Raw genomic sequence first — 20,690 nt, 5'->3', positions numbered from 1 at the left:
CGCGGCCCCTCACGCCGTCGCCCGCAGCCTGTCGGCATCCCGCTTCGGCGGCGTGCCGAACATGCGGGCATATTCGCGGGTGAACTGCGGCACGCTCTCGTAGCCGACGCTGTAGGCGGCGTGCGCCGCGCTCGTCGCCTCGGCGAGCAGGAGCCGCCGGGCCTCGATCAGGCGAAGCTGCTTCTGGTATTGCAGCGGCGTCATCGAGGTGACGGCCTTGAAGTGGTGGTGGAACGAGGAGACGCTCATATGGGCGATCTCCGCGAGGGTCTCCACCCGCATCGGGCGGGCGAATTCCCGTCGCAGGTGACGCACCGCGCGGGCGACCCGCTCGCCCTGTCCGTCCGGGCGCGCCATGCGCCGCAGGCTGTCGCCCTGCCGTCCCGCCAGCAGCCAGTAGTGCATCTCCCTGAGCAGGGACGGCAGCAGAACGGCCGCGCTGTCCGGCCGCGAGGCGAGCCGGATCAGCCGTGAGCCGCACTCGAACAGCTCCTCGTCGGCCTCGTGCACGTAGCTGGCGGCCGTCTTCTCCTCGTCGCCCGCCTCCCGTCCGGACATCTCGGCCATGATCTCGCGCAGCAGATCGAGTTTCAGCGGGGCGGCGAGTGCCAGGTAAGGCGCCTCGGGACTTGCCCGCACGACCCGCGCGATCGCCGGCAGCTCGACGCTGACCACGAGCGACTGGCCGGCGGAGAACTCGTGCATCGTCTCCCCGATCGTCGCCTGCTTCGCCCCTTGCGCGACGAGGCAGAAGACCGGCTCGTAGACCGTGTAGAGCGGCCCCGACGGCTCGTGCGCGCGCATGACGGAGACGTCGCCCAGCCCGATCGGCACGGGCTCGAGGCCGGCGCGGTGACTTTCGGCGAGCGCGGCCAGGCCGTCTCTGAGCGTTATGGGCAAGATGTCGCCTCCGCTGTTCCTCGGCGGAGTATTGCGCAGGGGCGGCCCGCTGCCATCCCCCGGCGGCGCGGGCCGTCACAAGTCTGGAGGAACGGGCAAGAGCCGCGAAGGATCCGGCAATCGCGCGCGCCGCCCGGCCCGCATCTTCCGATGCATCGCCACAACGTCACATGGGATGCAACATCATGACCGACGCACACACGCGCCGCATCGCCCTCGTCACCGGCGGCAGCCGCGGCCTCGGCCGCAGCACCGCGCTCGCCCTCGCGCGGGCCGGCACCGGGGTCGTCCTCACCTACCGCGCGAATGGCGCGGCGGCGGCGGAGGTGGTCTGGGAGATCGAGGCGCTCGGCGGCACGGCCGTCGCGCTGCCGCTCGACACGGCGGATCTCGGAGGCTTCGACGCCTTCGTCGACGGCCTCCGGACGGTCCTTTCCGATAGCTGGGGCACCGAAGGTCTCGACTGTCTCGTGAACAACGCCGGCACGGGCGTCCACCGCCCCTTCGCCGAGACATCCGAGGCCGAGTTCGACGACCTCATGAACGTCCATGTGAAGGGCGTCTTCTTCCTCACCCAGAAGCTGCTCCCGCTGATCCGCGACGGCGGGCGCATCGTGAACCTCTCCCCCGGCCTCGCGCGGTTCGCTCTTCCTGGCTACGCCGCATACGGGACCATGAAGGGCGCGGTCGAGGTGCTCACGCGCTATCTCGCGAAGGAGCTCGGCCCCCGCGGCATCGCCGTCAACGCTGTCGCTCCGGGCGCCATCGAGACCGACTTCGGCGGTGGCCTCGTACGCGACGACGCCGAGGTCAACGCTTCCGTCGCCTCGACGACCGCAATGGGCCGTGCGGGCCGGCCGGACGACATCGGTCCGGCGATCGCCGCACTCCTCTCGCCCGAGACGGGCTGGATGACCGCGCAGCGCATCGAGATCTCCGGCGGTCAGAACCTCTGAACCTGTCCCCTCCGGCGATCAGGCGCCGCCGCTTTTCGCCGGTTCGCCAACTCGTGAAGCGGTCGGCCCTGTTCGCCTGCGAGCTTCCGCCGTAGCATTCTCCGATGACGCCACGGAACCTCTCGCTGGCCGTGCTTCTGGCGGCCGCGCTCTCGTTTACCCTGCCCACGCGCCTCCCGGCCCAGCCGGCGGAGACGGTGGTCGATGTCGAGCTCGTCATCGCCGTCGACATCTCGATGAGCATGGACGCCAAGGAACAGCGGCTGCAGCGGGAAGGCTACGTCGCGGCCTTCCGCGATCCCCGGGTGATCAACGCGATCGCGAGCGGGCTGCACCAGCGGATCGCGGTGGCCTTCGTGGAGTGGGCGGGCACCGCCACCCAGAACCTGGTCCTCGACTGGACGCTGGTCGACGGTCCGGACGCGGCGGCCGAGCTCGCCGCGCGGCTCGAGGCCCTTCCCTTCACCCGGGCGCGCCGGACGTCGATCTCCGGCGCCATCGGCTTTTCCGCGGGCCTCTTCGAGAACAGCGGCTTCCGTGGCCTGAAGCGGGTGATCGACGTCTCGGGCGACGGACCGAACAATCAGGGCGAGCGGGTGACGGCGGCCCGCGACCGTGCGGTGGCGCAGGGCATCGTCATCAACGGCCTGCCGTTCCTGACCGCGCCCGCGAGCTATTTCGCCTATTTCGACATCGCCGACCTCGATCTCTACTACGCCGACTGCGTGATCGGCGGTCCCGGCGCCTTCATCGTCCCGGTGCGGGATCCGAGCGAGTTCGCCACCGCCATCCGGCAGAAGCTCGTGCTCGAGATCGCCGGGCCCCTGCCCGCGCGGGAGGCCGCGAACGAGCCGCGGGTTCCGTGCGACATCGGGGAGAGGATCTGGCGCATGCGCATGGACGGGCCGTGAGCAACCCCGGAGATTTCGGCCTCCCGGCTTTCCTCTCTCCGATCGAGGGTTTGCGAGGCACGGCACCGCAGTCGCCCCCTCCGTCGTTGTCCGGCCACGTTCGCGGTACTATCCTTCTGACATGGCTACGGATCTCATAGACGTCCGCCCCGGCCGCGCCGGCGATGCGGAGGTGATCTCGGCGGTGCACGACGAGGCGTGGCGCAACGCCTATGCCGGGATCCTGCCGGCGCTGTCGCTCGAGAAGATCCTGTCGAAACGGGGGCCGGCCTACTGGCACCGGCTCGCGAGCCGGCGGTCGGACACGCTGAGCGTCCTCGTCTTCGCCGGCGAGGTGGCGGGCTACGCCACGCACGGGCCGAGCCGCGTGCCGCGCCTGCCCTATCGCGGCGAGATCTACGAGCTCTATCTGCGTCCCACGCACCAGGGGCTCGGCCTCGGGCGTCGGCTCTTCGGGCGCGTCCGCGCGATCAACGAGGACCGCGGCCTCAAGGGCACGATCATCTGGGCGCTGGCGGACAATTCGCCCGCCTGCGGCTTTTACAAGAGGCTCGGTGGCGCTACGGTGGCGCGCGCCTACGAAAGCTTCGCCGATCGGCGGCTCGAGAAGCTCGCCTTCGGCTGGGCTTGACGCCGTTTCCTCAATTTCAAGGGTAAGACATGCGCTTGGACGCCGTTCCGACCGGGAAGAATCCGCCGGAAGAGATCAACGTCATCATCGAGGTCCCGGTGGGTGGCGAGCCCATCAAGTACGAGATGGACAAGGCCGCGGGGACATTGTTCGTCGACCGCTTCCTCTACACGCCGATGCGATACCCCGGGAATTACGGGTTCGTCCCGCACACCCTGTCCGACGACGGCGATCCGATCGACGTGCTCATCCCGAACCAGCGGCCGATCGTGCCGGGCGCGGTGATGGCCTGCCGCCCGGTCGGCGCGCTCCTGATGGAGGACGAGTCCGGCCTCGACGAGAAGATCATCGCCGTGCCGACGACGAAGCTCACGCGCCGCTACGAGCGCATCGCGACCTACGAGGACCTGCCGGAGATCACTCTCCACCAGATCAACCACTTCTTCGAGCACTACAAGGATCTCGAGGGCGGCAAGTGGGTCAAGGTCGTGCGCTGGGCCTCGGTCGAGGAGGCGAAGCAGCTGATCGTCGATTCGATCGAGCGCGCGAAGAAGCAGGGCTTCGAGCCCTCCGCGGGCTGACGCCGGCCCCGAACCAGGCCGCGTCGGCGTCGGCTGTCTTCCTCGCGCGGCTCCTTCAGAGAGGAGCCGCGATGGAACGGCCGGCCTCCGTGCTCCGTTCGCGCTTATTGTCCATCGCGCCCGGGAAAGCCAGAGCTCATGCGGCACCTCGCGATCCTCACGGCCGCCGCTCTTATCGCCGCCGTCCCGGCTGCGGCGAAGCCGGGGCTCGCCACGAGCGACCTGAACCTGCGCGCGGGGCCCGGAACCGGCCACGCCGTCATCGCGACCATCCCGCGCGGCGGGGCGGTCGACGTCGAGGGCTGCCTCTCCGACCTCGCCTGGTGCGAGGTCGCTTGGAACGGCCGGCGTGGCTGGGCGTCGGCCCGCTACCTCGCGCTCGAAGGCACTGGCGGGGGCACGACCATCCTGCGGAGCGGACGCTCCTCCGCCCTTCCCGTCGTCAGATACGACCCGACGGACCGCGCGGGCGAGCCAGATCGCTACCGCTGGGAGACCCGCACGAACCGCCGGCAGGATCGCCTGGCGACGGGCGAGTTCGGCCGTCACGAGACACCCGCCCCGACCTACCGGCCGCCGGCGCCCGTTAGGATAGAGCCGGTCGAGCCCCGCCGCGCGCCGGGCGGGGCGAACCGCCTCTACCCCTATCCCGGCTACGGCGCCCGCCGCGGGCTCTACTGAGCGCCCGATCCTTGCGCAGGCGGCGCGACGAGGGCGAACATCGCCCCTTGCGGGTCGAGCGCCTGGATGATCGTCGAGCCGCCCGGCACCTCCATCGGCCCGTTGATCACCTGCCCGCCGCCGGCCTTCACCTTCTCGATCGCTGCGTCCATCGCCGGCACGTTGAAGTAGTAGAGCCAGAAGCTCTGAGGCACCTCGGAAGGCCTCCTCATCATGCCGCCGATCATCTGGCCGTCGGGGCCCGCGAACAGGCGGTAGGCGCCCATCGGGCCCATGTCCATGTCATGCTCCTTCGTCCAGCCGAGCAGGCCGCCATAGAAGGCGAGGCTGTCGTCGACCTCGCCGCCCATCAGCTCGTGCCAGCCGACATGGCCCGGCGTGCCCATCGGCGCGGGCGCGGGCCCCTCGCTCATCTCGGGCGCGCCGCGGAACGGGCAGAACACGGCGCCCGCGGGATCCGCGACGACGGCGAAGCGGCCGACGCCCGGAATGTCGGCGGGCTGGCGGTGAACGGTCCCGCCCGCGGCGGCGAGCTTCTCCGCCGCCCGGTCGACATCCTCGACGACGACATAGCCGATCCACCCGGGCCGGCCGCCCTGGCTCGCGACATCCTCGGGCAGCGCCATGAGACCCGCCACGGGCCGGTCGCCCGCGTGCAGCATCGTGTAGGTCTCGTCGGGCTTGCCGGGCATCGGCATGCCGCTCGTCGTCCAGCCGACGACGCTTCCGTAGAAGGCGAGGGCGGCGGCGGGATCGCTGGTCATCAGCTCGTACCAGACGAAGGTTCCGGTGGGGTCGCTCATCTGTCGGTCCTTTCGCTCAGGCGACGGCGGCGGCCGCCGCCCGCGTCCTGGTGTAGTGGGCGACCATCATCACCTTCCACTCGCCGTCGGCGCCTTGCACCCTGCCCGTCAGGGTCCGGCGGTCATCATCGAGGATCGTGATGACGTCCTGATAGCGCAGCGTCCGCTCCGGGTTCTCGAAGTCGGGCCCCTCGCAGTCGAGCGTCAGGACCTTGCCGGAGTCGTCGAGCGAGCCGCGATAGACCCACATATGGGTCATCATCGTGCCGATCCAGGTGCCGACGAACGCCTTCACGCGCGGGTCGTAGCCGAGGGTGATGATCGTCGTGACGGGCGTCCCGTCGGGCATGGCGCCGCTGCCCTCGCCGACGATCCAGAGGTCGTTCAGCGCGCGAACCGTCTCCGACCAGCTCACGTCCTGTGGCGCCTCGCCGGCCGCTCCGCATTCCGCGCTCATCGTCACCGTCCAGTCGCCGACGAGCTTCTGGAGCCAGCGGTGCTCATCCTGGGGTTCGGGGTTCATCATGCCGTGGTCCTCCCTGATGGGCCCGCTCCGTCTCGGCGGACCTTGATTGACGTGCCCTCGCCGGCCCCATCGATGTGGGCGGAAGGGTTGATCTCTTCGTTCACGGACTGCGCGAAGACGACGCGGTTGCCGTCGGGATCGCGGATGACGGCGCCGTTCGTGATGTCGCCGTCGAAGCTCCACTCGATCGGGTGCCCCTGCGCCTCGAGCTCGGTGCGGGTCTCCTCGATATTGGCGACGGCGAGGGTGACCGAGCCGTGCCCGGCCCGCTCGGCGTCGGCGAAGACCTGCAGCCAGCCGCCGCCGGGGAATCGCCATTCCACGAGTCCCTCCATCGGCGAGGCGTCGTGCGGCCGGCCGAAGAGGCGCGCATACCAGTCGGCGGAATCGACGAGGTCGCGGACCGCGAGGCCCGCGAGCGCGTTGCCGACCCTCATTCGGCCGCTTCGCCGTGGCAGGCGCGGTCCGGCTTCGGCGCCGCCTCGTACTCGTCGTGGCGGCGCACGAAGTCCATCGTGCCCTCTTCGTTACGGCCCTTCGGCGCACGGTCGAGGATCATCAGCGTGCCGATCAGCTCCTCGGGCCCGCGTGCGTAGCTCGAATAGGTGTGGAAGACCTCGCCGGTCTCGTCGCGGTAGAAGGCGCTGAGGCCCGGCAGTTCCTCGAAGGCACGCTCGACCGGCGTGTCGCGGAAATTGTAGAAGACCGTATCGGCCGCCATCGCTTCGGGCGTGAAGGAGACGTTGAAATCGTAGTTGAAGTCGCTGCCGTTCGACGAAACCCAGGGAAAGCGCCAGCCCATGCGCCGCTTGTATGTCTCGATCTCGGAAAGGGGCGCGCGCGACACGGCGATCAGGGTGACGTCGTGGTGGTTGAGGTGGGGCAGCGTGCCGTCGAGATGGTCGGCGAGGAACGAGCAGCCGTCGCAGCCCGCGCTCCAGCCCGGCCCCATCATGAAGTGGTAGACGATCAGCTGGCTGCGCCCGTCGAAGAGCTCCGCGAGGCTCTTGCGGCCCGTCGGCGTGCCGAAGACGTAGTCCTTCTCCACCCGAACCCACGGCAGGGCCTGCCGCGCCGCCCTCACCTCGTCGCGCATCCGCGTCTCGGCCTTCTCCTTCGCCAGAAGCGCCCGTCGCGCTTCGAGCCATTCCTCGCGTCCGACGACCGGATTCCGTTGCATTTCGATCTCCTGCGCTGGGCCCGCCCGGCCTTGACCTTTAGCGTTGATATCAACATATAATCGGCATGTCAAAACCTCCCGCGATCCCCTACGCCACCACCATCCATGTCCGCGACCGGTGCCTGTGCCTGCATGCGCAGCGGGCCGCGCGGGTGCTCGCGCGGCGCTTCGACGAGGCGCTGAAGCCCGTGGGCCTGACGAACGGCCAGTTCTCGCTGCTGATGTCGCTCAACCGGCCGGAGCCGCCGACGATGGGCGCGGTCGCGGAGGTCCTGGCGATGGACCGCACGACGCTGACGGCGGCCCTGAAGCCGCTCCAGCGCCGGGGCCTCGTGGAGATCGCACCCGACCCGGCCGACCGGCGGAGCCGCCGCGTCGCCCTCACGCCGGAGGGGGAGGCGGCGCTTCTCGGGGCCCTGCCGATCTGGCAGCGCGAGCACGACGAGATCGACGCGGCGCTCGGCGACGTGTCGGAGCTCCGGGCGGGGATGCTCGCGATATCGTGAACGGGCCGCGGGACAGCGTCCCGAGGCCCCGAGCCCGCCTCAGGCGCTCGCCTCGTCCAGCCGCGTCATGTCCTCGGGCGTCAGTTGCAGCTCCGCCGCCTTGAACAGGCTCTCGAGCTGGTCGCGGCTCGTCGCGCTCGCGATGGGGGCGGTCACGCCGTCGCGCGCGATGATCCAGGCGATGGCGACCTCGGCGGGCTCGGCGCCGTGCGCCTTCGACACCTCGTCGAGCGCGTCGAGGATCCTCATGCCGCGCTCGTCGAGATACTTCTCCACCATGCCCGCGCGGCTCGCCCCCTGAAGGTCCTCCTTCGAGCGGTACTTGCCGGAGAGGAAGCCGGAGGCGAGGCTGAAATAGGTGACGACGCCGATCTCCTCCTTGCGCGCGAGGTCGAGCAGCGGCCCCTCGAGGTCCTTCCGGTTGTGCAGGTTGTACTCCGGCTGGATGACCTCGTAGCGCGGCAGGTCCTGTTCCGCGCTCGCCGAAAGCGCCCCGGATAGGAGCTCCGCGTCGTAGTTCGAGGCGCCGAGCGCGCGCACCTTTCCCGCCTTGATCAGCTTCTCGTAGGCGCGAAGCGTCTCGTCATGCGCGACCGAAGGGTCGGGGAAGTGCGAGAAATAGAGGTCGATAAAGTCGGTCTTCAGCCGCGTCAGCGAGGCGTCGACCGCCTCGGCGATCCGCTGTCCCGACAGGCCCTTGCGGCCCTGTCCCATGTCCGAGCCGACCTTCGTGAAGAGCACGATCCTCTCGCGCTTGCCCTTGTTGGCCTTCAGCCAGCTGCCGATGACCGTCTCGGACTCGCCGCCCTCGTGCCCCTCCACCCAGCGCGAATAGACGTCGGCGGTGTCGACGGCGTTGAAGCCGCGGTCGACGAAGCGGTCGAGCAGGTCGTGGCTCGTCCTCTCGTCGGCCGTCCAGCCGAACACGTTGCCGCCGAAGACGAGCGGGGCGATCGAGAGGTCGGAGCGGCCGAGGGGGTGCGACTGCATGGGGTTCTTCCTCCTTCAGGTCTGTGGGAAACGGCGACAGGGCGCAGAGACAGTGCCGCCGCGGCAAGGCGCCAAAGCTGCAAAGGTCGGCGCTGCGCCGCCAAAGAAGAAAGGCCGGCCCCGTGACGGGACCGGCCTCGCGTCGCGTGCCGTCGGGCTCGCGCCCGCTTCAGATCGAGTCGTTCAGCCAGGAGACGAGCCGGCTCTTCGGCTGCACGCCCACCTGCGTGCCGACGGGCTGTCCGCCCTTGAACAGGATCATCGTCGGGATCGCGCGCACGCCGTAGGTCGCCGGCGCCTGCGGGTTCTCGTCGACATTCATCTTGGCGATCTTCACCTTGCCGCCCATCTCGCCGGCGATCTCCTCGAGGACCGGGGCGATCTGCTTGCAGGGGCCGCACCACTCCGCCCAGAAGTCGACGAGCACGGGCTCGTTCGAGTTCAGGACGTCGGTCTCGAAATTCGCGTCCGTCACGGCAGCCGTGTTGGCCATGGTCTTCAATCCTCTCGTGTCGCGATGGAGCGGGAATCGGCCGCGCGCGGTCGCCCGTTCCAGGCTCGGCTATTGGCCGCGAAGCTATGGATGAGGCCCTGCCGCGTCAAGCGACGCAGGGCCGCCATGCGGGGCGAGCAGGTCTGTGGGCACCGGATCGAGCCGCGGCGCGGCCGTCCAGAGAATCGCGGCCTCGACCACTTTCTCCGGGTAGATCTGCCGGGCGAGTTGGCGATAGGCCGCGAGCTGGGCGAGATAGGCGGCCGGCGCCTCGCCGATCGAGGCGGGCACGGCGCGGTCCGACTTGTAGTCGACGATCAGGACGCGGCCATCCGTCACGGCCATCCGGTCGATCTGCGCGCTGAACCGGTCACCCACACCCGCGACCTCTCCGCCGAGGGAGACCTCCGCGCGGCTGTCCGGCCCGAACGCTTCCGCGAAGCGTGGATCGTCGAGGATCGCCATGACCTCGGCCAGGAGCGCGTCACGCCTCTCCTCCGGCAGGCCCGGCAGGAGAAGACCCAGGGCCCGTGCGCCGCGGCTCCGGCGATGCTCCGGCGGCGCCTCCGGCAGGCTCTCGAGCAGCCGGTGCAGCGCCGTGCCGCGCTGGAGCGCCGCCGCGCGGGCCTCCGCAGCGGCCGCGTCGGCCGCGAAGCCGCGATGCGGCACGAGCCGCGACGGCTGAACCGTCCGCGCCGCGCTCTCGGCCGGCGCCGGCCTGTGCAGCCAGCCGGGCGCTTCGGCGCGGGCCGGTGCGGGCTTCCCCGCCTCCGCCGACCTCGCCTCGCCACTGCGGTAGCGCCTGGCCGGCCCTTCGGGCGTCTCGACCTGCGGCGCGATCTCCTCGGGCAACGCCGCATCGACCAGCGCGTGCCAGCACGCCTCGGGGCGGCCTTTCGCGCCGACATAGCCCGCCACATAGAGGCGGTCCCGCGCCCTGGTCATCGCGACGTAGAGCAGGCGCCGGTGCTCCTCCATCTGGCGGGCTACCCCGGCCTCGCGCAGGACCGCCGTCAGCGGCGCGTCCGCCTTCTTCGACGGCGCCCAGACGAGGCAGCCCTCCGGTGTCTGGAAGATCGGCCCGACGCGCTGCTCGCGCGGCAGCGTGCAGGTGTCCGGCAGGAACACGATCGGCGCCTCGAGGCCCTTCGCGCCGTGCACCGTCATCACCCGCACCTCGTCGCGCCCCTGGTCGAGGTCGCGCTTGATCTCGGCCGGTGCGAGGTCGAGCCAGCGCAGGAAGCCCGGCAGCGACGGCGTGTGGCCCTGCTCGTAGGCGAGCGCGAGCGACAGGAACTCGTCGATCGCCTCGAACGCCTCCGAGCCGAGCCGCCCGTGGAAGGCCTCGCGGCCGCGGTCGGGCCCGAGGATGCGGGCGTAGAACTCGAACGGCCGCTCGTAACCCGCCCGCGCCCGCCACTCCGCGAGCCTCGCCCGCACCGAGGCGAGGCGCGGGCTCTCCGCCGATCGCGCCTGCAGCGCCCCCCACAGCGTGCCGCCGCGGCCGGCGGCGAGGTCCATCAGCTCCTCCTCCGAGAGACCGAGGAGCGGGCTCTTCAGGAGGCAGGCGAGGGTCAGGTCGTCCTCCGGCAGCGACACGAAGCGGCCGAGCGCCATCAGGTCCATGACGGCGATGTGGCTCGTCAGCACGAGCCGGTCGGCACCGGCGACGGGGATGTTCTGAGCCTTCAGCGCCCGGATCATGTTCGCCGAGAACGGGTCGCGCCGCGAGACGAGGATCATGACGTCGGAGGGGCGGACCGGCCGCCCGGTCGACTCAAGCGGCTCCTTCTCGTCGATGAAGCGGCGGATCGTGCGGGCGATGCGCGCGGCGAGGGTCGCGGCCGGGCTGTCGGCGCGTTCGGCGTCGAGCGGCGCGTCCCACGGGCTCTGGTCCGGCACGGCAGGCGGCGGGACCGGCTCCCAGATCTCGACGAGTCCCGGGGCGCTGGCGCGGATCGCCTCGTGCGGCTGGTGCTCCGCCCCGAAGCGCAGGCCCTCGCCGCCGCCCTTCGGAGGGCCGAACACCCGGTCCACGGTTTCGAGCACAGCCGGCGCCGATCGGAAGGACAGATCGAGCCGTACCGGATGCCAAGTCTGCCCCGCGCCTTCCGCCCGCTTGCTGAACGTCGTCTCCATCGCCTTGAAGCCCGTCGGGTCGGCGCCTTGGAAGGAGTAGATCGACTGCTTCTCGTCGCCGACCGCGAAGACCGTGCGGCCAGCCTCGCGCGCACCCTTGTCGGCGAAGAACTCCTCCGCCAGCGACCCGATCACGCGCCACTGCATCGGGCTCGTGTCCTGCGCCTCGTCGACCAGGATATGGTCGATGCCGCCGTCGAGCTTGAACAGCACCCAGGTCGTGTCGGCGCGCGTCACGAGGTCGGCGGCGCGGCGGACGAGGTCGTCGAAGTCCATCCGGCCGCCGGCGGCCTTCAACGCCTCGTAGCGGGCGATCACCGCGTCGGCGAGCGTGAACAGCGCCTCCGTGTCCTCCGCCATCCGGGCGATCGACAGGCGTTCGACGAGTGGGCAGACGCGGCCGATCTCGGCCTCCAGCCGCTCGGCGAGCTCGGGGTGCTCGCTGCGGAACGCCTTCGTGATGGGGTTCTTCCGGGGCTCGCCGCCGCCGGTCAGGAAGACGTTGCGGTACGCCTCGAAACAGGCCTCGTCGTCCGGCGCGCAGCAGGCCTTGGCAAGGTGGACGCCGAGCGGCGCCATCTTGCCGCCCGCCGCGATCAGCGTGTCGGCGACGCCCTGCCATGCGGCGCGGGCGGGGTCCGCGCGGTCGAGGATCTCCGCGAGGATCGACGCCTCGGTCTCGCAGGGACCGAGGCCGAGCTCCCGGCGGAGCCGTGCCATCGCCGCGGCGAGATCGCTCGTCGCATCCTCGTCGCGCTCGCCCGCCTCGATCAGCCAGGCGCGCAGCTCGAAGCGCCGCGCCACGGCTTCCGCCAGGAGGGCCTCGAAGGTCTGGTCGGCCGCGCGCGCGCTCAGCCTCGCGATCGCCCGCCGCACCGGCCCGTCGTCGCCGAGCGCGCGGAACACCGCGGTTCGCGCCTCGATCAGGAGCTCCGCCTGCGCCCGCTCGTCCAGCACCTCGAAGCCCGGCGGCACGCTCGCCTCGAAGGGGAACTGCTGCAAGAGGCGCTCGCAGAAGGCGTGGATCGTCTGGACCTTCAGGCCCCCCGGCGTCTCGACGGCCGCCGCGAAGAGCTGGCGGGCCCGCTTCAGCTCGCGCGGCTTCACCGGCCGCCCCTCGATCTCCTGAAGGTTCCGCGAAAGCTCCTCGTCACCCGCCGTCGCCCAGGCGGCCAGCCGCTCGAAGACGCGGTTCGACATCTCGGCCGCCGCGGCCTTCGTATAGGTGATGCAGACGATCTTCGAGGGCTCCGCGCCGGCGAGCAGCAGCCGCAGCACGCGCTGCGTCAGAACGTGCGTCTTGCCGGCGCCCGCGTTCGCGCGCACCCAGGCCGAGGCGTCCGGGCCGGAGGCCTGCCGCTGGCGATGCTTGACGTGGTCGGGGATCGACAGCTTCTCAGCCATTGCCGTCGCCCTCGCCCGACACGCTCCACTCCGCCACGCGGGAGAGGTGGTCGTATTCGGTCCAGCGGCTCGCGAACTTCGCCCGCGGCTTCACGAGATAGGGCGTCGTCTCGCGCTCGAAGCTCTCGAGCAGGCCGAGAAGGCCGCCCCAAGCCTTCTGCACCACCTCCTCGGTCGTCGCCTCCTTCGATTCGAACGCGCAGCGCAGGCCCGGCGGCGTCCGCCCCGTCGCCTGGATGTGCTCGAGCGCCGCGATCGGCCGCGCCTTCAGCGCGTCGCCGAAGCCGCCCGCGAGCGCGATGGCGCCCTCGAGCGGCAGTTGCGGCGCGAGCCCCGACTGCATCTGGGCGGCGCTCGGCGGACTGCCGGTCTTGTAGTCGATGATGCGCAAGCCCCTCGACTTCAGCCGGTCGATCCGGTCGGCGCGGGCGACGAGATCGATCTCCCGCTCCGGCATCGCGATCGTGGTGCGGCCCTCCGTCTCCGTCAGCCGCTCCACGGCGTCGGCCCGCATCTCCTCGTCGACCGCGGCGAACCAGGCCGCCAGCCGCTCGAAGCGGGGCCACCAATAGGCGGTGATCTCGGGGAAGGCGGAGAGCGGCTCGAAGCGCCTGGTGCCGATCGCGAGAAGCGTCTCGCGCCCGGGCCTCTCGCCGCGATCGACCGCCTGCACGTAGGATGCGAGCGCGTCGTGGATCAGCGAGCCCCGCGCCGCCGCGTCGGGCTCCTGTTCCAGCGGGTCGAGCGGGTCGAGCCGCAGGATGCGGCGCGCGTAGATCGCGTAAGGGTCGCGGATCAGCGTCTCGATCTCGCTGACGCGCAGCCGGCCCGGCCGCAGGTCGCGCGGTGGCGTGGGCCGCGGCTCGGGGAAGGGCTCGAATGTCGGGGCGAGGTCGATGCCGTGCGCCCAGTCGGTGTAGCGGCGCCCGCCGGCCTCGAGGCCCTCGTAGGTCTCGGCGCCGATCACCGCCTTCAGCCGCTGCAGCCACCGCGAGGCGACGGTCGGCTGGCCGCCGGCCTTCGTCGTGCGGGTCGCGACGACGTGCGGAAGGCTCATCAGCTGCGCCACGTCGTGGGCCGCGAGGCCGACGAAGCGCTCCGGCGCCTCGAGGCCCGCGCCCGCCCGCATCGGCCGGTTGAGGAAGGGGGCGGTGCGCGCGGCTTCCGGCCACGTGCCCTCGTTGAGGCCGCCGAGCACGACGAGATCGGCGCTCAGGAGGCGCGCCTCGATCGGCCCGAGGATCTGCAGCCGCGGATGGCCGGGCCTGAGCGGCCGCACGCTGCGGCCGGACAGCATGGCCGAGAGGACGTTCGGATATTCCCGCAGCGTGACGTCGGGCCCCTCGGGGGCCGCCTCCATGAGCTCCGCCACGAACTGCGCCATCGTCGCGTCGGCCTCGTGCGGCCTGGGCTCCTCGCCCTCCGGCAGCGCGCTCAGCGCGGCATAGGCCTTAAGATGCGCCTCGGCGATCGCGGCGAGCCCCTGCGTGCCCCGCTCGAGCGCCTCGATCGGCCGCACGGCGTCCTTCAGTGCCCCGATCAGCGCCTCGACCGCCTGCCAGCGCTCGAGCGCCCCGTCGGACAGGGCCTTCCGCGCCTCCGCCTCGTGCCGCCGCTCCGCCGCCGCCGCCTCGAGCCCCGCGAGGCCGGGCCCGGGCCTCGGCCCGCGCAGCACGGCGAGCTCGAGCGCGCGCGCCCGGCGACGGATCTCCGCCTCCTCGAGGCCCAGCCGCACGAGCGGATGCTGCAGGAGCGGCACGAGCGTGCCCGGCGAGAACGCGTTCGCGGCCGCGTCGGCGATCAGCCGCAGGAGCGTGCCCGGCGGGGTGTCGCCCAAGGGAACGCCGGCCGAATCGTCGACCTCGACCTCCCAGCGCACGAGCTCGGCGCAGACGCGCCGCGCGAGGCTCCTGTCGGGCGTCACGAGCGCGGCCGTGCGTCCCGGCGTCTCCAGCGCCTCGCGCAGGATCAGCGCGACGGACAGCGCCTCGTCGCGCTCGCTCTCCGCCGTCACGAGCGTCAGCCCCTCGAGCGCGCCCTGCATCTCGAGCGGCGTCAGCGTCTCGCGCAGCATCGCCCAGCGCTCGGTCGTGCCGGCGGGGCGGAAGACCTCGGCGATCAGCCGCTCGCGGCTCGGAGCCGGCGTCGCCACCAGGGGCTCCACGTCCTTGCGCTCGAGCCCGAGCGAGGTGACGAAGCGCTTCAGGCGGAACTGCGGGTGGCCGGGCAGCGGCTCCCCGGGGGCGTCGATCGCGCTCCACGCCTCCTCGTCCATGAACTGGTCGAGCCCCGGCAGCACGACGGCGCCGTAGGGCAGGCGCGCGATCGTGCCGAGCAGGCCTTGCGTCGAGCGCAGGGCCGCGGTCGAGCCGGCGGCGATCACCGGCGTCGCCGGCGGAGCGGCAAGGAAGCGCTGCCCCTGCGCGGCAAGCAGCGCGTCGCGCCTCGCGGCGGGATCGACCATGCCGCGCTCCCCGAGCACGGCCGGCCAGGTCTCGGTGGCGATCTTCAGGAACTCGAGGGTGATCCGCCAGTAGTCGGCGTGGTCCTCGGAGACGAGCGTCGCGAGCACACCGAGATCCTGGCCCTCGGCGGCGAAATCGTCGAGCAGCGTGCCGAGGTCCCGGGCGAGATGGGCCGCGTCGCCGGGGCCCACCGGCACCGCCACCGGCTCCTCGCGCCCCGGCACCTGCAGCTCGCGCGCCGTCGAGCGGCCCCAGGCGAGGACGAGCCGCGTGAGCAGCATCTGGCGCGTCAGGGGCGGGATCGCCGGCGGGATCTCGAGCTCCGCCGGATCGGCGAACGCGCCGCCGAGCGCGAGCTCCACCTCGTCGACATCGCCGATCGGGCGGATGCGCGGCAGAAGCGTCGCCCGTCCCTCGGCCCGGTCGAGCAGCTCCTCGGCGAGCGCCCGGCAGGCGCGCCTTGTCGGCAGCAGGACGAGATGGTCCTCGAGCCGGTGCGGGCTCCCGTCGCCGCGCGGCGGCACGAGCCGCCCGTCCATGAGCGCGTCCGCCAGCGTCGGCAGGAAGGGCGCCGTCGGCGGGACGTTGCGGATGCGGGGGGCTGCGGGACGCTCGGTCATGCCCTAGAGCGTGCTCTCCTCGAAGACGCGCTCGGCCTCGGCGATGGCGTCGGGCGTGCCGACATGCATCCACGGCCCGTCCATCCGCAGCCCGAACAGGCGCTCGCGCTCGATCGCCGCGTCGAAGGAGAGGTTCAGCGAGAAGGCCCCGTCCGGCGCCTCGGAGAGAAGGCGGGGCGAGATGATGCCGAGCCCGGTGTAGACGAACGGCGCGAGCGTGCGCTCGGGCCGGCGCCGGAGCCTGCCCTCGGGCGTCATCAGGAAGTCGCCCGTGCCGGAATAGCCGAAGGCGAGCACGGTCGGCGCGACGACGAGGAGCGCGTCCATCGCCTCCTCGTCCCAGCCGTCGACGAGCCGCGCGAGGAGGGGCGTGGTGCCCTCGATCCAGATCGAATCCGTGTTGGCGAGGAGGAACGGCTCATGGCCGAGGAGCGGCAGCGCCTTCTTCAGGCCTCCGCCGGTCTCCAGCAGTTCGTCGCGCTCGTCGGAGATCACGACCTCCGGCGGCCGCGCGCGGGCCCGAAGGTGTTCCGTCAGCTGGTCGGCGAGATAGTGCACGTTGACGACCGCCGTCTCGATCCCGGCCTCGGCCAGCCGGTCGAGCGTGTGGTCGATCAGCGGCTTCCCGAGCACCTCGACGAGCGGTTTCGGGCGGCTCTCGGTCAGGGGGCGCATGCGCGTGCCGAGCCCCGCGGCGAGCACCATGGCGTTGCGCGGTCGGTTGGCCGGCTTCATGTCTTCCTCGGCTTCAGGCGGGTCGTGTCGTGCCTGCCGATCGGCGGACGCTGGCGGGCAGGTGCTCTTCGTACCACTCCTTCACCGGCCGCAACAACGGTTCCGCGAGGGCACGTCCGAGATAGGCCTCGAGCCGTGGCAGATGGGAGAGATAGCGCGGCTCGCCGTCGCGCCGCGCGAGCCTCACGAAGATGCCGAGCACCTTCGTCGTGCGCTGCGCCGCCATCACCATGACGTCCTGCCGCAGCGTCTCCTCCGCGACCGGCCGCCCCAGCTCGGCCCGGGCGGCGAGGTACGCCCGCAGGATCTCCTCGAAGAGGTCCGGCGAGACGTCGACGCGGGCGTCCATGGCGAGCGAGGCGAGATCGTAGGCCGAGGGCCCGATCATCGCGTCCTGGAAGTCGATCAGCCCGATTCGGCGCGTGCCCGCGCGCTCGGGCAGCCAGATCAGGTTCGGCGAGTGGTAGTCGCGCAGGAGAAGGCTCGTCTCGCGCCGCCCGTCGGCATAGGGCGCGAGCACCTCGCGCCAGGCCGCCTCGAATGCGGCGGTGGCGTCGTCCTCCATGTCGTGCCCCAGCGCCGCCGGCGCGAACCACTGGGTCAGCAGGCGGGTCTCCGCCACCATCGCGTCGAGGTCGAAATCGTGCAGCGTGTGCGAGGCGGTGCCCTCGAGCCGGTGCGGCCAGTCGTGGGCGTGAAGCTCCGCCAGGAGCTCCCCGGCTGCGAGATAGCGGTCGGCCATCGGCCGGCGCGCCTCGTCGACGATCCCCTCGTTCCCGAGATCCTCGACGACCAGGATCCCCGCTTCGAGGTCGTGCGCCACGATCTCGGGCGCCGAGAAGCCGCGGGTCGTCAGCGCCCCGGCGATCGCGGCGAAGGCGCCGACATCCTCGGCGAGATGTACCTGCCGGCTATAGGGGACGGCGCCCGGAAGACCCGGATCCGGCTGCGCCGGCGCGTCCATGAGGACGAGGCTGCGCCCGCCGGCGCTCAGCCGCTCGTAGCGCCGGGTCGAGGCATCCCCCGCGAGCGGCCTTCGGCGGGCGTCGCCGAGCTTTTCCCTGGCGAGCAGCCGGTCGATCGCGTCGAGCCTGTCGAAACGGCGCCGCCAGCTTTCCCCGACCGGCTCGATCCTGACGCTACGCGCCGCCGCGTCGCCATCGGGGATCGCGAGCGAGATCTCCAGCCGGTCGTCCCCGAACATCCCTTCGGCCCGCTCCGGCCATTCGACGAGCACGACACCGTCGCGATGCTCGTCGATCGCGAGCTCGTCGAGCTCGTGGGGATCGGAGATCCGGTAGAGGTCGAGATGCGCCGCCGGCGGGTCGAGCGGGTAGGTCTGCAGCAGCGTGAAGGTCGGGGACGGCACCTCGAGCGCGTCGTCGCGCGCGAGCGCCCGCAGGAAGGCGCGCGCGAAGGTGCTCTTGCCGCTCCCCAGATCGCCCTTCAGCAGGATGAGGTCGCCCGGCAGCGCGACGCAGGCGATCGCCTCGGCCAGGCGGATCGTGGCGGCCTCGCCGGCGAGCCGAAGCGCGCGGCGGGCAGGTGGCTCCGTCGTCATTCTGTCGAGGCCGTCCGGCTGTCGGAGGGGGCGGGCTCCGCGGGCGGCAGCGCGGCGGCGCGCCGGGGCTCGAGCTGGGTGACGCTGCCTGTGCTGCCGACGGCGCGATGGGGCGCCCTCAAGGGGAAGTGGCAGGAGACGGTCGTGCCACGCCCTTCCTCGCTCCTGAGCTCGACGCGCCCGCCGTGCAGCTCGACGAGGCTCTTCACGAGCGACAGGCCGAGGCCCACGCCGCGATGGCCGGTGCCGAGCGCGTGGCTCTCGAAGCGCTCGAAGACGAGACGGCGCACCTCTTCGGGAATGCCCCGGCCCTCGTCCGTCATGGTGAAGACGATCTCGCCGTCCTGGCGCCGGCAGGAGAGACGGACGGCCTGGCCCGGCTCGCTGAAGCCGATCGCGTTCGACAGGAGGTTGAACAGGACCTGCCGCACCCGCTTCTCGTCGGCGCGGAACGTGCCGATGTCGGCCGGCATGTCGAAGTCGAGCCGGATGCCGGCCTCCTTCAGGCGGTCGGCGAGACCGGCCGCCGCAGCCTCGGCCGCGACCCTCGCGTCGACGTCGCCGAGCTCGAGCTCGAGGACGCCCGCGTCGATCGTCGCGAGGTCGAGAATGTCGTTGATGATCGCGAGGAGCGCGCTCGACGAGGACAGGATGTAGTCGGCGTACTCGCGCTGGCGCGGGTTGAGCGGCCCGGCCGTGTCGTCGCTCATCAGCTGGGTGAAGCCGATGATGTTCGTGAGCGGCGCGCGCAGCTCGTAGGACACCTTGTGGACGAACTCGTTCTTGATCCGGCTCGCCGCGATCAGCGCCTCGTTGTGGTCGCGCAGCACCCGCTCGACGCGCGCGGTGTCGGTCATGTCGGTGAAGACGGCGAGCGTTGCGCCGTCGGGCAGCGGCGCGGCGCGCAGGTCCACGACCGAGCCGTCGGCGCGCTCGAGCCGCCGGGTCACGGGCTGGCGCTGGTCGGCAAGCCCCGTCACGGCCGCCCGCAGCTCCTGCCACTCCTCGTCCGAGGGGTAGAGTACCCGCGCCCAGGAGATCACCGTCTCGATGTGGGGCTCGTCCTCGAGCGCCTTGGGGTCGAGGCGCCACATCCGCGCGAAGGCGGGGTTCGTCAGCTTCAGCCGGCCGTCGCTGCCGAAGACGGCGATCGCCTCGGCGAGGCTCTCGAGCGTCTCGCGCTGGACGTGGGTCAGGGCGACGAAGCGTGCCTCGAGATCGAGCGTGCGCGTCAGGTCCTCGAACAGGAAGGTGACGCCGCCGTCGGCGTTCGCGCTCCGCGCCACCCGCAGGACCTGGCCGTCCGGCAGGTGCCAGAGCACGGGCTTCGCGCTGATCTCCTCGCCCTTCGCGTCGCGGCCCGACACCATCGCGCGCTGCCACTCGCGATAATTCGCCTGCTCGGGCAGGCGGCGATTGGCGCGCAGGTGGTCGAGCAGCTCGCCCAGGCTCGGCCGCTCGGCGAGGAAGTCCTCGTCGACCGGCCAGAGCTCGTGGAACGCCTTGTTGTGGATGACGACGCGCTTGTCGGCGTCGAACACGGCCACCGCCGTCGCCACCTTGTCGAGCGTCGCAGCCAGCGCCCGCTGCTGGCGTTCGCGCTCCTGGCGCGCCGTTTCGAGCTCGGTGACGTCGAGCGCGTAGCCGACGCTGCCCTCCTCGGCATTCGTCTCGTGCACCGCGTAGATGCGGCGCTCGTTGCCCTTCTTCACGGCGATGCGGCCGTTGCCGGTGCCGCGTTCGCGCCGCGCCGCGCCGAGCTCGCTCATCTGCGCTTCGGAGAACACCCCGCCGGTGGCGAGCGCGCGCATGTCGCTGGCGCCGGCGGCGGCGAGGCAGGCCCGGTTGGCGAAGCGCAGGTGCTGGTCGCGCCCGCGCATCCAGACCGCGACGGGCAGCGCCTCTATCGCCTCGCGCAGGGCCTTCACCTCGCGGTCGAGGCTCTTGTGGCGGTCGTGGAACTCCGCGAGCTGCGCCCGCTCGCCGGCGAGGTCGCGCACCCGCAGCACGGCGCGGCCGCCGACCGTGCGGCCGTCGATCTCGACATGGCCGCCGACGCGCGTGCGCGCCATGACGTTGAAGCCCTCGCCGCGCGTCCGCAGCTGGCCGACCAGGCGCTCCGCCTCCGCCGCCGCCTGCGGGATGAGCCACTTGCCGAAGGCGAGGACCTCGCTGCGTATCGCCGGCAGGTTGCCGATCCTGTCGGGCGTGAGGCGGATCTCCGGCTCCGATTTCGTGGAATCCCAGACGACGAGCACCTGGCTCTCGGCCTCGAGCAGCGCGTCAGCCCGGTCGGCCCGGGCCTTCGTCTCGCCGAGCGCCTCCTCGTGGGCTGCCCGCTCCTTGGCGAGCGCCCGCTTCGCGCGGACGAGCGCGATGGCCGCCATCACGGCGAAGAGCAGCGTGCCGAGAAACAGCGCGAGCGTCAGCATCTCGTCCTGCGCGCGGCCGGCGAACATGTCGCGCACCGGCTCCACGATCGTGCGGCGCAGCTCGGGCCCGTCTTGCGCGAAGGCTGGGGTGGCGGATGCGAGCAGCGCGGCGCATGACGCCGCCACTCCGGAAGCCGATGGTCGTGGCTTCGCGATCCTCATCCGCTCCCCTTTCA

At 71.7% G+C, this 20,690-nt stretch carries 18 protein-coding genes; 6 read left to right on the top strand and 12 right to left on the bottom strand.

The genetic code is table 11. The annotated features are described in order from the left end of the window. Nucleotides 1–9: 9 nt before the first annotated feature. Nucleotides 10–900 carry an AraC family transcriptional regulator gene (locus N177_RS06590; RefSeq protein WP_023431494.1) on the bottom strand — a complete coding sequence of 297 codons (891 nt, stop codon included), beginning with the start codon at nt 898–900 and terminating at the stop codon, nt 10–12. 185 nt (nt 901–1,085) lie between these two features. On the opposite strand from N177_RS06590, the gene N177_RS06585 reads away from it, so the two are divergent. The 5 genes from N177_RS06585 (at nt 1,086) to N177_RS20515 (ending at nt 4,660) form a co-directional block, all read left to right on the top strand. After that, nucleotides 1,086–1,856 carry an SDR family NAD(P)-dependent oxidoreductase gene (locus tag N177_RS06585; RefSeq protein WP_040485310.1) on the top strand — a complete coding sequence of 257 codons (771 nt, stop codon included), beginning with the start codon at nt 1,086–1,088 and terminating at the stop codon, nt 1,854–1,856. 104 nt (nt 1,857–1,960) lie between these two features. Then, entirely contained in the window at nt 1,961–2,767 is an 807-nt protein-coding gene (locus N177_RS06580) for a DUF1194 domain-containing protein (protein ID WP_023431492.1), read from the top strand. 121 nt (nt 2,768–2,888) lie between these two features. After that, entirely contained in the window at nt 2,889–3,398 is a 510-nt protein-coding gene (locus N177_RS06575) for a GNAT family N-acetyltransferase (RefSeq protein ID WP_023431491.1), read from the top strand. Nucleotides 3,399–3,427: 29 nt separating this feature from the next. Next, complete coding sequence (gene ppa / locus N177_RS06570; RefSeq protein WP_040485248.1) at nt 3,428–3,979, top strand: inorganic diphosphatase; 552 nt, start codon at nt 3,428–3,430, stop codon at nt 3,977–3,979. 138 nt (nt 3,980–4,117) lie between these two features. Further along, nucleotides 4,118–4,660, top strand: coding sequence for an SH3 domain-containing protein (locus N177_RS20515; protein WP_023431489.1), 543 nt, complete (start codon nt 4,118–4,120; stop codon nt 4,658–4,660). On the opposite strand, the gene N177_RS06560 is transcribed toward N177_RS20515, so the two are convergent. From N177_RS06560 to N177_RS06545, 4 genes are read right to left on the bottom strand one after another with little or no spacing between them, the layout of a single operon-like run. Then, entirely contained in the window at nt 4,654–5,463 is an 810-nt protein-coding gene (locus tag N177_RS06560) for a VOC family protein (protein WP_023431488.1), read from the bottom strand. The two genes, N177_RS20515 and N177_RS06560, sit on opposite strands and share 7 nt — an antisense overlap. A gap of 16 nt (nt 5,464–5,479) precedes the next feature. Next, a complete protein-coding gene (locus N177_RS06555) occupies nt 5,480–5,986 on the bottom strand; it encodes a DUF1579 domain-containing protein (protein ID WP_040485307.1) in 507 nt (168 codons plus the stop codon). Then, a complete protein-coding gene (locus N177_RS06550; RefSeq protein WP_023431486.1) occupies nt 5,986–6,426 on the bottom strand; it encodes a VOC family protein in 441 nt (146 codons plus the stop codon). The genes N177_RS06555 and N177_RS06550 overlap by 1 nt, the downstream gene beginning before the upstream one ends. Then, nucleotides 6,423–7,169 (bottom strand): DUF899 domain-containing protein, encoded by a 747-nt coding sequence (locus tag N177_RS06545; protein WP_023431485.1) that lies wholly within the window; start codon nt 7,167–7,169, stop codon nt 6,423–6,425. The genes N177_RS06550 and N177_RS06545 overlap by 4 nt, the downstream gene beginning before the upstream one ends. 65 nt (nt 7,170–7,234) lie before the next feature. Between N177_RS06545 and N177_RS06540 the strand changes: the two genes are divergently transcribed. Beyond that, complete coding sequence (locus N177_RS06540) at nt 7,235–7,675, top strand: MarR family winged helix-turn-helix transcriptional regulator (protein WP_023431484.1); 441 nt, start codon at nt 7,235–7,237, stop codon at nt 7,673–7,675. 39 nt (nt 7,676–7,714) lie between these two features. On the opposite strand, the gene N177_RS06535 is transcribed toward N177_RS06540, so the two are convergent. The 7 genes from N177_RS06535 to N177_RS06505 all read right to left on the bottom strand — a co-directional run bounded on the left by N177_RS06535 (nt 7,715) and on the right by N177_RS06505 (nt 20,676). Further along, the gene (locus tag N177_RS06535; protein ID WP_023431483.1) at nt 7,715–8,665 is read right to left on the bottom strand and encodes an aldo/keto reductase; all 951 of its coding nucleotides are present in this window, start codon (nt 8,663–8,665) and stop codon (nt 7,715–7,717) included. A 169-nt stretch (nt 8,666–8,834) separates the two neighbouring features. After that, nucleotides 8,835–9,158, bottom strand: a complete 324-nt coding sequence (gene trxA / locus N177_RS06530; RefSeq protein ID WP_023431482.1) for a thioredoxin — start codon at nt 9,156–9,158, stop codon at nt 8,835–8,837. 84 nt (nt 9,159–9,242) lie between these two features. Further along, nucleotides 9,243–12,701 (bottom strand): double-strand break repair helicase AddA, encoded by a 3,459-nt coding sequence (gene addA / locus N177_RS06525; RefSeq protein ID WP_023431481.1) that lies wholly within the window; start codon nt 12,699–12,701, stop codon nt 9,243–9,245. Next, entirely contained in the window at nt 12,694–15,786 is a 3,093-nt protein-coding gene (gene addB, locus N177_RS06520) for a double-strand break repair protein AddB (protein ID WP_023431480.1), read from the bottom strand. The genes addA and addB overlap by 8 nt, the downstream gene beginning before the upstream one ends. Before the next feature lie 3 nt (nt 15,787–15,789). After that, the gene (locus N177_RS06515) at nt 15,790–16,521 is read right to left on the bottom strand and encodes a nucleotidyltransferase family protein (RefSeq protein WP_023431479.1); all 732 of its coding nucleotides are present in this window, start codon (nt 16,519–16,521) and stop codon (nt 15,790–15,792) included. A gap of 13 nt (nt 16,522–16,534) precedes the next feature. Beyond that, a complete protein-coding gene (gene tsaE / locus N177_RS06510) occupies nt 16,535–18,082 on the bottom strand; it encodes a tRNA (adenosine(37)-N6)-threonylcarbamoyltransferase complex ATPase subunit type 1 TsaE (protein WP_023431478.1) in 1,548 nt (515 codons plus the stop codon). Beyond that, nucleotides 18,079–20,676, bottom strand: a complete 2,598-nt coding sequence (locus tag N177_RS06505) for a PAS domain-containing sensor histidine kinase (protein WP_023431477.1) — start codon at nt 20,674–20,676, stop codon at nt 18,079–18,081. Before N177_RS06505 ends, tsaE begins: the two co-directional genes overlap by 4 nt. Nucleotides 20,677–20,690: the final 14 nt, after the last annotated feature.

Source organism: Lutibaculum baratangense AMV1 (assembly GCF_000496075.1).
GTDB lineage: Bacteria > Pseudomonadota > Alphaproteobacteria > Rhizobiales > Tepidamorphaceae > Lutibaculum > Lutibaculum baratangense.
This window is presented reverse-complemented; position numbering and strand designations above follow the sequence as displayed.